This window comes from Streptomyces sp. a15 (assembly GCF_059026085.1).
Window position 1 is genome coordinate 1 of sequence record NZ_JBWLKM010000145.1, and the last position, 13,137, is coordinate 13,137.

The following is a 13,137-nucleotide window of genomic DNA, read 5'->3' on the forward strand; positions in this document are numbered from 1 at the left end:
GTCGGGCTGGCCGAGCTTCTTGCCCATGCGCTGCTCCAGCGCGTCGAGGTGCGCACTCACCTCGTCACGCAGTGCCGTCGGCTCCTCGCCGCTGTCGAGGTAGACCTTGCAGGCCTCGGTAGTGCTGGAGCCTGAGCCGTTGGGTGTGGTGCATCGGCAACTGCTCGACCTCTTGGGGTGGTACAAACCGGAGTTCGGTGGACTCGTCGGAGATCTCCAGCCGGCCGCCGGTGATGCGGGCGGTGAAGCAGACGTTGAATTGGCGGCGCACCTCGCCGTTGGTGTAGGCGATGATGTGTTTCGGGTCGGTGTAGGTGCCGACCAGGCCGGTGATCTCGATGTCGAGGCCGGTCTCTGGGGTCGTCGTAGTACTCAGTGCGGGCCACGGTAAGCCTTCCTCTCGTACGGGGGTTGCCGTCGTCCACACGGCGTCGAAGCTCTCGCGTAGGTGTCGAACATGCCGCCGTCGGAGATGGCGGCGACGGCATGCGCCTGCTGATACGGATGATGGACGGCGACCGACCGGAGAGCACGCGGAGGGAGCTGTCGACGCGGCTGGTGTGGAACGGGCGAGCACGGCGGCGCCGGGCGCGTGACGGTGGGCCCCGGTGGAGGGGAATCCGGAAACCGGTACCACCCGCGGAGGGCCCGTACGACAGAATGTGCACATGACACGAAGCGCGCGCGCTCTACTCACTCTGTCACTGCTGCCGGTCCTTCTGACGGGATGCGGCGCGGACAAGGAGAGCGGGACGGGAGGGGCGGGCGCCGACAGCGCCGAGCTTGCGGCCGCCGCCGAGGACTGGGGTGTCGAGCCGGAACTCGTCTATGTCACCGAGGTCTCCGGCTTCACCGTGTTCCAGGCGTCGATCGGCGCGTACGGGGACGGTGAGTTCGTCGCCGCGTACCGGTCCGACAAGGGTTCCACGCGGATCGGCCTCTTCGCGGACCACAGCACGCTGACGGCCGAGAACTGCGCCGCGCAGCCGCTGGGCGCCGACGCGCTCAAGCCGGTCGCCTGCGAGCAGGACGGCGACGCCTGGTACCGCACGGCGGGCGGGGTCCACGAGTACGCGGTGCCCCGCGACGGTGTGGTGGTACGGCTCATCGCCGACAAGGAGAAGGTAGACCGCACGGTCCTGCGCGAGGCGGCCGAGGCGGTCCATCGCCCGTCCGACACCGAACTGGCCGCACTGCGACCGGCCGGGGACAGCTCGGACACCTGAGAGAAGACGCCGACGGCTCCGCACGATGCCGTGCGGAGCCGCCGTCTTGCGTCGTTCTCCCTCTTATTCCTCCGAGACCAGGCCGATGGCCTCGGGGAATTCGTCCGCCATGGCCCTTCGCTCCGGATTCTCCTCGTCCTCCGCCACCTCGCGGAACAGACGGACGAGTTCCTCCCGAGCGTCCTCGGGAACGTCGTTGAGCAGGAAGCCGACCGGCTCCACGATCGTGGTGGCGACGTCCGGATCGATCTCTTCGTCCTCGGTCAGCTCGATCGAGATGATGAGCTCCATGACGGCTTTGGCGAGTACGCGCTCTACGCTGGTCACGGCACGATCCTAACCTTGATGTTCGTGATCATTTGCCGTCCGAGAACCTTTCGCGCTTGGGCGGCGACGGACATGTTGGGGACTTCCCAGACTCCCGTGAGCCCGTTCTGTTCCAGTGCGAGCGACTGGTTCTGGGCCTGCCGGTACGTCTTGTTGTATCCCGTGACATTGAGTTTGCGGTCGATCATGACGCCGTTCGTCGCGTCCATGCCGTCGAACTTGACCGTGCTGAGCCTCTTCCCGCCGGCCTTGTAGTACTGGAGTGCCGGCGCCTGGCCGACCCGCGAGCCGAGTGCGCCGGAGTCGTACTTCCGGGCGGCCTGGCTCATGTTGGCGTTCTCGTTGACCCAGTGGATGTCCCCGTCGCAGTTGTGCACCAGGACGGGCGCGGTCCCGGCCACCACGTAGTACGTGTGGGTGTCGACCACGGTGAGGTTGTGCACAGTGAGCGCCTGGGTCCAGCGCTGGATGCCGACGACGCGCACCACGACCCCGTGCCGGGCCTTGAGTTCCGCGCCGGTGCTCAGGTCGGTGGCGTCGACCCAGGCGCCCAACTCCGGTACCCAGAAAGGGTGTCCGGCCGTGGCCGTGACCGACGCGATGCGCTTCTCGCCGCCGGACTCGATGGACAGGGAGATCCGGACCAGGTCCTTCTGTCCCTTGCCGGTGATCTCGGCCGTGACCGTCTTGACGGTGGTCCGGCCGGTCTTCGGGTCCGTCGCGAGAACCTTGTCCCCGGTTCTCACGTCCTCGATGGCTTTGGTCGTGCCGTCCGCCATGAGGACCTGGGTGCCGGACGCGAAGCTGTTGCAGGGCTTTCCGGCGCCTCCGCCCAGATACGCCAGGAGTGCCGAGTTGAAGGCGTCCCGGATCCTGCCGCCACGGGCGACCTCTTCGGCCTTCTCGCTGCACTCCTCCGCGTTGTACACGCAGTAGGTGGCCGCGAGTTCCTTGGCCTTCTCGACGTCCTTTCCGCCGTGCAGGACATAGAGGTAGGCCTGGCGGCAGCCCTCGCGGCCGTAGCAGGCGCTGCCTTCCTGGGAGGACTCGTAGACCGGGTTGTACCAGAAGTCGTCGGTGAACTCGCCGTTCATTCTGGGGGACCAGTACCAGTCCGCCAGTTTGTCGATGTCGTTCGTGACCGGGGTGTTCGCGGCCACCCACTGTTTCTTCGCGGCCTGGGAGCGCTTGTAGATGTTGCCACGCCGGTAGTCGGTCGTGCCGGACTTCGCGTCGTAGCCGACTTCCTTCTGGGTGTGCTTGCTGCAGTTCGCCAGGGAGTACTGGCAGGAGTTGGGCTTGGACCCGATCTCCGTGCCCGCCGGGTCCGAGTAGGTCAGCGGGTTGTTGTTGGCGTAGCTGTAGCCGTGCATCTGCTGCGGGTCGTAGGCGGTGAACACCGGGTCCACCGACAGGAACCGGCCCGTCGCCGGGTCGTATTCACGCGCCCCGAGGTGGGTGAGCCCCGTCGCGGTGTCGGTGGTGCCGCCGACGAAACCCCGCGTGCCGGTCCAGGAGTTGGGCACGGTGCCGCGCAGTCCGCCGAAGGGCAGGGTGCGGCGCTGGGTCAGTGCCTGGGTGGCGGCGTTGACGGACAGCTGGGCGGTGCCGTGGTGGTCGGCAAGGGTGAAGGAGATGGATCCGTCGTTGGACTGGACCGCCTGGTGGCCGCCGCCGAGTTCGAAGTAGCGGGTGCCCTTGGCGTCCGTGGCGCCCTTGGCGAGGGTGACCTCGGTGGCGCCCAGGTAGAGCGTGGTCTCCGTCGGGGTGCGGCCGATCAGGCGCTCGCCATCGGCGTCGTACAGGTACTCGGTGACCTTGTCGCTGCCGCCCTCCACGGGTTCGGTGACCTTGGAGAGATGGCCCTCGGCGTCCCAGTCCAGGGTCTGGGAGGTGCCGTTGCCGAGCTGCCGGGTGTGGGTGTAGCCCGCGGTGTCGTAGCCGAAGCTGTCGGTGGACTTCACCGTGCCGACGGTGGTGTCCACCGAGGTCAGGGTGTGCGGCCGGGCCGCGCCCGGGCCGGGGTAGTGGTAGGTGCGGTTGGTGTCCGAGGCGCCTGCCGCGGTGGCGTGCTGGGTCTCGGAGAGCCGGTTGCCGAGCTTGTCGTAGGAGTAGGAGGTCCAGTACGGGGCCGGGCCGCCCAGCACCCCGGTGCTCGGGGCGGCGGCGCAGCCGGTGGTCGACTGGGCCCAGGCCTCGGTCAGCCGGCCGGCCCAGTCGTAGCCGAAGCACTGGTTGTCGGTTCCCGAGCGGGAGGTGTCCGAGACGGACAGGACGTTGCCCGCCTCGTCGTAGGAGTAGGTGTTGTACTGGTCGACGCCCGCGATGTCCTGGCGGCTCACCGTCGAGGTGGCGAGTCGCTGGGTGCCCCACTCGTAAGTGTTGCGCTCCATCGTGAGCTTGCCGCCGTTCGCGGAGAGCGAGTACATCAGCGGCTTGCCGGTGAGGCTGTAGTCGGTGATCGCGGTCAGGTTCAGCGGGCCGCTGGTCTTGGTCGGCCGCAGGGTGCCGTCCTCGTAGGTGTAGGTGACCGTGTTGGCGGCGAGGTCACCGGCCTGCGGGTAGCCGACGCCCGCCACCGTGCCCGAGGCGTTGTAGGTGGTCGTGGAGAGATAGGTGCCCTGGAGGTCCCCCTCGGTCGACGGGATCGTCACCTGTGTGCGCAACGGCCGGTACAGCCGGTCGTAGGCGACGACGCTCGACTTGTACTCCTGGCCTCCGCTGAAGCGTGAGCTGGAGGCGAGTTGCCCCTTGGCACCGCTGATCGTGTCGTAGACCCACTTGGCGCGCAGCGTGCCGGTGGCGGAGGTGTCCCGCGTCTCGGTCTTGCGGCCCAGGCCGTCGTAGACGTATGCGAGGACGGTGCCGCGGGCGTCCTTGGTGCTGGTGACCAGCGAGCGGTCGTCGTACTCGGTGTGGACGGCGCCCTTGTCCGGGTCCGTGGTGTCGGTGAGCCTCCCCATGAGGTCGTACGTCCAGGTCCAGGCGTTGCCCGCGGGGTCGGTGGCCTTGGTCATCTCACCGCGCGGGCTGTACTGGTAGGTCGTGGCGTCGTACGCGGCCTCGGCGGCCCGGGCGTGCAGCAGGCGCAGTTCGCTGGTGTTGCCGCGGGCGTCGGTGACCGTGGTCTGCGCGGTACCGCCCACGGGCGGGATGACCGTGGTGCGGTCGCCGCCGTAGATCGTCTTCGTGATGCCGAGGACGGTGCCGCCGTCGCCGTTGCCGGCGATCTCCCGGACCTCGGTCTCGCGGCCCAGGCCGTCGTAGGCGTGCCGGTTCTGGGTCTCCACGCTCAGCGCCTTCTCGGGCTTGAGGAGCGTGGCCGAGGGCGCGTCGGTGATGTAGTAGGTGGCGAACTCCTTGGCGACCAGGCCTCGTTCGTCGTAGAAGGTGTCGGCGAGAAGCGCTCCGCCGTTCGGGCCGGGGGTCTGGGACTGGCGGGTGCGCAGGAAGCCGTCGTAGAGGGTGTACGAGGTGTCCTGCGCACCGGAGTTGCCGATGGTCTTCATGCTGACGACGGTCGGCTGGCCCTCGGCGATGGAGTAGCCGAACTCGTAGCTGGGCGTCTGGCCGGTGGTCCGGTCCGCCCGCCAGACCTTGCTGGTGCGGCCCAGCGCGTCGTACGCGTACGTGGTGACCTTGCCGTTGGTGTCGGTCTCCGTGAGCGGCAGGCCGCGCAGGGTCTCGTAGGCGGTGCTCGACGTCTGCGCGGTGCCGGCCGTCCCGGGGTTGGCGGGAGGTGTGGTCACCGTGCTGCTGGTCGGGAAACCCGTGGTCGGCGTGTACGCGGTGGTGGTGGTCCGGCCGTCGGTGCGGGCGGCCCGGGTGAGGGTGCCCGCCGAGGTGACCGTGACGTCGGCGGTCAGGTCGGTGGTGGTCAGGGCGCGGCCGTAGCCGTCGTAGGTGGAGCTGGACTCCAGGTAGACGGCGCTGGTGCCGCTGTACGTCTTGAGCTTCGCGGTCCGGGTGACGTCGCCCTTCGTCGACGCGGCGCCGTAGGCCCCGCCGTCGTAGGCCGTGCGGACGTCGGACATGACGTCGGCCGGGCGGTTGGTGGTGGCGTCGCACGCCTTGGCGACCGTCTCGACGCGGGCGGGGGCTCCCAGCGGGACGCTGCCGGAGACGTAGGTGGTACGGGTGCACTGGTCGTCGGCCGCGGTCGTGGTGTCGCCGAGGTCGTTGGTCTGGGTGACCAGGCCGGTGGTGGTGTCGTGGGTGTCGGCCGACGAGGTGGTCCGCCACTTGACGCCCGCGCCGTCGTCCAGCGAGGTCCAGGTCTTGCTGGAGGCGTTTCCGGTGAGGTTGGCGGTGACGGTGCCCCAGGAGCGGACCTTCTTGGCGGTCTGCTGGTACCAGGGCCGGTTCACGGTCTTGGCCAGCACCTTGCCGCCCGGACCGGAGTAGGTGACCGTCTTGTAGGCGAAGCCGGCCTGCGACTCGTGGTCGGTGATCGCGTCGCCCTCACCCGAATCCAGGGTGACGGACACGCTCTTGGTGCCGCCGGAGGCGTCCTTGCGGTCGCCGTCCATGCCGCGCAGGAAGTAGGAGTCCTCCTGCGACTTCATCGCCGAGGCGCCGCCCTGGCCGCCGGAGCGCACGCGCACGTGGCCGTAACCCCGCCACTGCGACCAGGTCTTGGACTTCTCCTTGGTCATGCCGTCGTCATCGTCGTAGTGCCAGGCGGCACCGTCCAGGTAGTCGTACATCGTGACCTGGTCGGGCGCGCCGCCGGTGCGGTCGGTCTGGGTGACCGTCGAGACGACGTACTTGTTGAACCACTGGAGGTCCGGGTCGGCACTGGTGCTGCCGCCGATGTACTGCGGGAAGCAGCGGGTGGTGTTGGTCGCCGGGGTGGGCAGGGCGTCGAAGGAGCACTCGGACGCCGAGTAGCCGACGTCGATCTGGCCGCCCGACTCGTCGGCGACCGAGGAGAGCCGGGACTTGATGAACGGGGCGTAGCCGTCACCGGTCTTGTCGAGCCGGTTGGCGAGCTGGGTGTAGGCGAAGGTGACCTTCGGCAGGGTGATCGAGGTGTCGCCGGTGCCGTAGCCGGTGCGCTGGACGGAGTCCAGCAGCAGCTGGTAGTCGGTGTCGGCCATGCCCCACCGGTGGGCGAGTTTCCAGCCGTCGACGTTGCTGTAGGAGCCGGAGACCAGGACCTGGGTGGTGACGGAGGTCAGCCGGTTGCGCGTGAAGAACACCGGGGAGAAGCGCCCGTTGTCGCAGTCGGTGCCCGCGGTGCAGTTCATGTCCCACGGGGTGTCGTACCAGTACTGGGCGTCCGTGGAGATGGACGAGCAGGTGGTCGAGGAGTCCGGGATGCACCGCTCGCTGTTGGTGAAGTCGACCTTGGCCAGGGCCTTGGCGGAGTACACGGCGTCGGACTTCAGCCCGTACTCGACGCGGTCCAGGGTGCCGCCGCGCACGTACGGGGTGTCGTCGGCGGCGGTCAGGTTGCGGCCGTAGGAGTTGGTCTCCTTGTCGTAGTAGTACGCGACCGCGTTGCCGTGCGGGTCCACGACGTAGTCGAGGTTCCAGCGCCAACCCTGCTGGCACCAGGACGCCGCGAACGTCGAGGCGTTGCACTGCTCGCCGGAGTCGTCGCCGAAGACCGGCACCGTCCAGGCAGAGTCGGTGGTCTCGTTGCCGCTCGCCCAGCCCGGCAGGCGGTTGTAGCCGAAGTAGTACTGGGTGCCGTCGGGGGTGGTCACCCGCCAGTACTCGTCGTTGCGGGCGCCGTTGGAGCGGACGTCGGAGGTGGAGCCGTAGATCCGGTCGATCTTCGTGCCGTCGTCGTTCTGCAGCTTGAAGGAGTTGGTGCCGTTCGGCACCAGCTCCCCGCCCGAACCGTTCAGCGACAGCGTGGCGTTGTCGTACGCCCAGCACAGGTCGCCCGGCTTGTTGCCGTCGGCGTTGGTGACCCCGTCGTCCGCGCAGCTCTTGTACTTGCGCTCGATGAAACCGGGCGCCAGGTCGAAGCCGTCACCGACCCACGAGGACTGGTTGTTGGTGTCGCCGGTCCGGCCGTCGACACCGCCCGAGGAGTACGAGAGCCCGACCTGCGGGGTCAGCCCGCCGGGCACCTGCGGCACCGGCATGTCGTACGCCCACGAGAACGAACCGCTGCTCAGGTCCGTGTTCCAGGTCGAGGAGGCGGACAGCGAGGTGGCCTTGTAGTCGCCCTTGTCGCTGCTCGCCGCGGCGGTCGCGGCCAGCACGGTCGCCGAACTCGCGCTCAGGGAGACCGATTTCGCGGTCAGCGTCTGCCGCTCGGTGTCGTTGACGGTCTGCACCGGGGTGGCCGTGCGGCACTGCCTCTTCTGCGGGGTGGTCAGCGCGCAGGCCGGGAGGCTGACCAGGGTGAGCCGGGAGGCGTAACCGCCGCCGTACAGGCCGGCGAAGGAGGAGTAGTCCAGCCCGGCGCGCACCTTCTCGTCCCGTGCAGTCTTCTGACGGGGTGTCAGGGTGAAGACCGGTCCGTCGACGCCCGCCTTGCGCGAGGCCGTGCGGGACAGCGTGCGCACGGTGTAGGGGGCGGTGTCCCGCTCGGCGGCCAGGGTGAGGGGGGATCCCTTGACCCGGGCGGCTTTCTGATGGACCGTCACCTCGGTCTCGGTCGTCTTCGGCCAGGCCGTGGCCGGTGCCTCGGCGGGCGTCCGGGGGCCCTTCGTCACCTTGCGGGGCACCGCCTTGCCCGCCCGGACGACGTCGACCGGCGACTCGGCCTTCGGCGGCGCGGGCTTGCGCCAGCCCTCGGCGACGGCGGGTGCCGCGGAGGCCTGGAGCAGGGTCGCGGTCAGGACGGCGGCCGTGGCCAGCGCCACCCGGTGCCACGGCCTGCCCGTTCTCGGGCGGGGTCGGATCTTCATGCGCGTCTGTCTTCCTCCCGTTGAGTGCTCCACGGGCGGCGGGCGACCGCGCGCGGTGGAGCGACATGCGTGGTCGGGGAGGGGCCCGTCGGCCCCTCCCCTGTGGCGATGCCGGTCAGTCGCCGCTGGGTACAGCCGTCTCGACGCCCGGCATGCCGACGGCGAGGTGGTCGATCTGCGTCTCGGTCAACGCGCCCTGGAACACCCAGACGTCGGAGAGCGCACCGGGGAAGTACTGGCCGGAGGTGGTGCCGACGGTGTCCCGGCCGAGTTGCAGCGTCTTGGCCGCCTTGTACGTCAGCGCGTCGTCGGTCCACGAGACGGTGTCAGTGCAGCTCGCGTCGTCCTGCACCCCGTCCTCGTCGGCGTCGGCGCAGGCGGTCTCCTGGAGCTCGCCGTTGACGTAGAGGCGGACCTCCTTCGAGAAGCCGTCGTAGACGAGCGCCACGTGGTTCCAGTCGGTCGGGCTGTAGAACATGCCGTTGCCGATGTCGGAGACGGCGGCGGAGGTGCTGTCCGCGCTCGCCGTGGCGATCCGCCAGCGGCCCGGATCGGTGTCCGGAGTGGCGCTGGGTTCGTAGCGCACCGAGAACGCGCTCTTGGCGGCCCCGGGTGCGCTCATCACGGTCACCGGGCCGGTCGGGACGGCCGCCGTCTGGACGTAGGCGCTGACGGTGAAGCTGGCGCTGGTGTCGACCGGGACGACGGAGGCCGCGGCGTAGTCGTCCGTGCCGTCCAGGACGACGGCGCCGTCGACCCAGCCGTAGCCCGGCGCGGCCGTGGCGGCGCCGTTGTACAGGGTCATGGCGTTGCCGACCGTGGAGGCGTCCGGCGAGGTCACCGGAGTCCCGCCGGCCGTCTCGAACTTCCAGCGGCCCTTGACGACCGCGCGCTGCTTGAACAGCTGCTGCACCTCACCGGCGGACACCGGCCGGTCGAAGAGCCGCACGTCGTCGATCTGCCCGGGGAAGAACGAGGTGGCCGCACCCTGGAACGCGCTGGCACCGATCTGCACCGGTCCCCCGGCGTACCAGGTCGAGGGCAGGGCGACGGTCCCGGCCAGGCTCCCGTTGACGTACAGCGAGAGCTTGTCGGCCTCGGTGTCCTGCACACCGACCAGGTGCGTCCACTCCCCGCCGTACGCGGTGGTGCCCGTGGGCTGCATGGCCCGCACCACCGTGGAGTCGGCGGTGTCGGCGCTGTGCTGGTTGAACACCCAGCGGTCGTAGGCGCTGGAGTAGTACAGCTCCGGCCCCGTCACGGCGCTGCCGGTCTGGGAGGCGACGCTCGCGGCGTGTGTTGGTTTGGTCTTCGGCAGCTTCACCCAGGCCGAGACGGCGAAGCTGTACGAGGTGTTGATGTGCGGGCCGCCGGTGGCGGCGTAGTCGTCGGTCCCGTCCAGGGTCAGCGCGTTGCCGTCGATGCCTGCCGATCCGGTGGTGGCGCCGCCCTTGAGGACCGCGGGGTTCACGTCGGCCCGGCCGCTCAGCGCGGTCGCGTCGGCGGCGTCGTCCATGTGGAAGACCATGCGGGCAGGGCGGCCGCCGGTGAGCGAGTTCGAGCTGTAGAGGTTCGCGATCTCGTTGGCCGTCAGCGACTTCTCGAAGGTCTTCACCTCGTCGATGGCGCCGGGGAAGAACGCCTGCGGCGTGCCGTCGCCCGCACCGGCACCGATGAACATGCCGCGCCGGGCGTTCCAGGCCGTGGTGTGTGCGATGGTGCCGGCCAGTGTGCCGTTGACGTACAGCCTCAGCTGCTTGTCAGTGGCGGAGTAGACGCCGACAAGATGCGTCCACTCCCCGGCCTTGACCCCGCCGGCGGCGGCCTGCATGGCTCGGACGGGGGTGGCGTCGGGGCTGTCGGAGCTGTACTGGTTGAACACCCAGCGGTCGTACGCCTTGGAGTAGTACAGCTCGAACCCAGGTGCGTTGTTCCCCGGTTGGGAGGCCACGACAGCCGCTCCGGACGGCATCGCGGACAGCTTCGCCCAGGCGGACACCGAGAAGCTGATGTCGGTGTTGACGGTGGCGACGTCGGTGGCCGCGTAGTCGTCGACGCCGTCGAACTGCACCGCCTTGCCGAGCTTGCCCTCGACGTCCGGCGTCGGGCCGCCGTTCAGAGCCGCGGGCAGTTCGGGTGCGCTGCCCGCCACCTGGGTGGCACCGGCCGCCTCGTCCATGGACCAGTCGGCCCGCTCGCGCTGCCCCGCCTTGACCCGGAACTGGTAGGTGCGGATCTCGGAGCCGTTGCCGGCGGAGTCGAAGGACCGCGCGGTGAAGGTGTTGAGGCCCGGCTTGAGCGGCAGTACCGGGATGGTCTTGGCCGCTCCACCCGAGGTGGTGACGGTGTTGGTGGAGACCGGGTCGCCGTTGACGCCGTACCAGTACTTGGTCACGTCGGAGACGGCGCCGGTGATCACGAAGTCGCCGTACTGGCCGACTCCGTCGTACCAGGGGTCGTCGGGATCCTCGGGGTTGATGGCCGGGTAGATGGCGGAGGAGATGCTCGGTGCCTTGGGCACGCTCGTGTCGTACACGAAGTAGCAGGCGGTCGGGTCTCCGGTGTAGGACCACGGCGAGTACTGGGCGCCGTCGTAGGAGTGGACGTACCAGTTGATCGACTTGTTGGGGGGAATGGAGGACGGCAGGGTGATCGTGAAGTCCGAGCCGGACTTCTTCGCCGTCGTCAGCCCGGACTTCCAGCGGGTGACCACGCCCTTGCCGTCACCGGTGTCCCAGCTCGCCCGGAACTCCACGGAGACGGAGTCGCCGTCGGGGTCGGTGACGTCGTTGGCGGAGATCTTGCCCAGGGTGCGCACCCGCGCGGCGCTGGAGGGCTGCTTGCAGGTGCCGCCGTACTCCATGGTCAGCTGCGACATCTTGATCTGCGGCGGGGGCCGGTTGTACTGCACGCGCAGATAGGCGTCGTCCGAGAACCGCTTCCAGCCGTACTCGTCGCTCTCGCTCGACGCCTTCAGGCCGAAGGTCATCGTCGACCACTTCTTGTCCGCCGCCTGCTGCACCGCGGACTTCACGTCGAACTCCGCGTCCTTCGCGGCGCAGCCGGTGTATCCGTAGGCGAAGGACGCCGTCCTGAGGTGGTCGATCCAGAAGCCGCTCGCGTTCTGCGAGTTCCACGTCGTCGACGAGGAGATGTCCTTGGTGCGCCACAGCTCCACGCTCCGGGCCGAGCAAGACGCCGACCAGGTGTTGCGGACCACGAACTCCGCCTGGAGCACGCTCCGGCCGGCGAACTTCGAGGTGGGAATGCGGTAGAAGAGCCGCTTGGTGTCGTACGGCGCGCAGTAGGACCAGCCGCAGTAGCCCATGCCCGCGTCCGAGTCGCCGTTGAACTTCCACTGCGGCGACGAGGCCCAGTACTTGGAGGCCATCGTCCAGGCCGTGGCCTTCGGGGAGTACCACTGGGGGTCGATGAACACGGGGTAGACCGTGTCCTTGCCCCGCAGCACGTCCTTGTCCGGCGTCAGCACGAGCGCGTCCTGCGCGGCGGGGACGTCCACGGCGACCGGCGCCACGTTCGCGGACTCGGCGGCGCCGGCCTCAGCGAAGCCGGGGGCGGCGGTCTCTGCGGTGACCGTGGTCTTCGCGGGGGCGGCGGACTGTGTTCTTGCGGCCGCGGTGTCGGCGGGCGCCTCGGTGCCGGCGGTGGGCGCCTCGGTGCTGGAGTCCCACATCACGGGGCGGGGGGCTTCGAAGACGGCGCTTCCGGCGCCCTGGTCGATCGCCGCCAGGCCCCCGTCGGCGGTCTCCTTCACCCGCATGCCACCGGCGTCCAGCTTCAGACGCAGTTCGCTCAGTTCCGTACTGGCCGCGGCCTCGGCCGACTTGACGACCAGGAGCTGGGTGAAGCCGTCCTGCTGCGCCGTCATGCGCAGGTCAACCTGAGGCAGTACGTCCGGATAGGTGACGGTGTTCCCGTTCAGCTCCGGGGACGGCAGCTTCCCGGGCCAGGACAGCGCGAGTTCACGGCCGCTCTTCGTCATCCGCACCAGCGGGGCGGCCCCTCCGCCCGAGAACGCCAGGCCGACGCTCGTGGCCCCGGGCACCACCGTCCCGTCCGCGCTCCGGATCAGAGTGGTGTCGATGTCGCGCCACTCGCCGCCCACCCGGGTCCGCACCGGACGCAGATGCTCCCGGGCCTCCAGGTTCCCCTCCGGGGTGGCGAACACCTCGCTGCTCTCCCCGCGCATCGAGGTGATCTCGACGAGCTTGCCCGTACGCTCGGCCTCGGCCAACGCCCTGGTGTCCTCGCCCGCCCCCTCGCCTCCGGCGGCATCGGCCGCCCCGCCACTCCCGCCGAGCGCGCCGGTCCGGGCGGCCGAGGCGCCGGAGGCTCTCTCACCGGTCACCGCAACGGCACCCTCGGATGCGCTCACCGCGAGCACGACGGCCGCGGAAAGCACGACGCCGACCGTACGCAGCCGACGTCTCCCCCCATACGTAGGCATGTGAACTGCTCCCCCACAAAGCAAAGTTGAGCCATGACCGGATGTGGTCGATCAGGCATTAAGGCTGCAACTTAAAGGCACTCACAACGTTCTCACCAGAGACTCACAAAGGCCCACAGGGAACAAAGCTCACAAAAAGATCATGCATACGCTGTGATTCAATTCACATACAAGAGGGGCGGCACCCCCGCACAGGGTGCCGCCCTCTCTTCGTGATCCGGAACCGCCGCCCATCGGTGAGGGTCGG

5 protein-coding genes are annotated in these 13,137 nt (G+C 69.2%); 1 reads left to right on the forward strand and 4 read right to left on the reverse strand.

Going from position 1 to position 13,137, the window contains the following annotated elements; all coding sequences use genetic code 11:
- Positions 1-64: 64 nt before the first annotated feature.
- Positions 65-577: an NUDIX hydrolase gene (locus AC5P09_RS49635; protein WP_493880258.1), complete on the reverse strand. Its 513-nt coding sequence runs from the start codon at positions 575-577 to the stop codon at positions 65-67.
- A 91-nt stretch (positions 578-668) separates the two neighbouring features.
- Here AC5P09_RS49635 and AC5P09_RS49640 point away from each other — a divergent pair, with 91 nt between their 5' ends.
- Positions 669-1,226: a hypothetical protein gene (locus AC5P09_RS49640; RefSeq protein ID WP_493880259.1), complete on the forward strand. Its 558-nt coding sequence runs from the start codon at positions 669-671 to the stop codon at positions 1,224-1,226.
- Between the two features lie 63 nt (positions 1,227-1,289).
- On the opposite strand, the gene AC5P09_RS49645 is transcribed toward AC5P09_RS49640, so the two are convergent.
- The 3 genes from AC5P09_RS49645 to AC5P09_RS49655 all read right to left on the reverse strand — a co-directional run bounded on the left by AC5P09_RS49645 (position 1,290) and on the right by AC5P09_RS49655 (position 12,890).
- Positions 1,290-1,553: a hypothetical protein gene (locus tag AC5P09_RS49645; RefSeq protein ID WP_493880260.1), complete on the reverse strand. Its 264-nt coding sequence runs from the start codon at positions 1,551-1,553 to the stop codon at positions 1,290-1,292.
- On the reverse strand, positions 1,550-8,422 hold the full coding sequence (locus AC5P09_RS49650; RefSeq protein WP_493880261.1) for a polymorphic toxin-type HINT domain-containing protein: 6,873 nt from the start codon (positions 8,420-8,422) through the stop codon (positions 1,550-1,552). Before AC5P09_RS49650 ends, AC5P09_RS49645 begins: the two co-directional genes overlap by 4 nt.
- Positions 8,423-8,537: 115 nt before the next feature.
- Positions 8,538-12,890, reverse strand: a complete 4,353-nt coding sequence (locus AC5P09_RS49655; protein ID WP_493880262.1) for a LamG-like jellyroll fold domain-containing protein — start codon at positions 12,888-12,890, stop codon at positions 8,538-8,540.
- Positions 12,891-13,137: the final 247 nt, after the last annotated feature.

What these genes read in the sequence shown, in the direction of transcription:
- AC5P09_RS49640 (WP_493880259.1), top strand. Translation starts at nt 669, where the DNA reads ATGACACGAAGCGCGCGCGCTCTACTCACTCTGTCACTGCTGCCGGTC.
- AC5P09_RS49655 (WP_493880262.1), bottom strand. Translation starts at nt 12,890, where the DNA reads ATGCCTACGTATGGGGGGAGACGTCGGCTGCGTACGGTCGGCGTCGTG.
- AC5P09_RS49650 (WP_493880261.1), bottom strand. Translation starts at nt 8,422, where the DNA reads ATGAAGATCCGACCCCGCCCGAGAACGGGCAGGCCGTGGCACCGGGTG.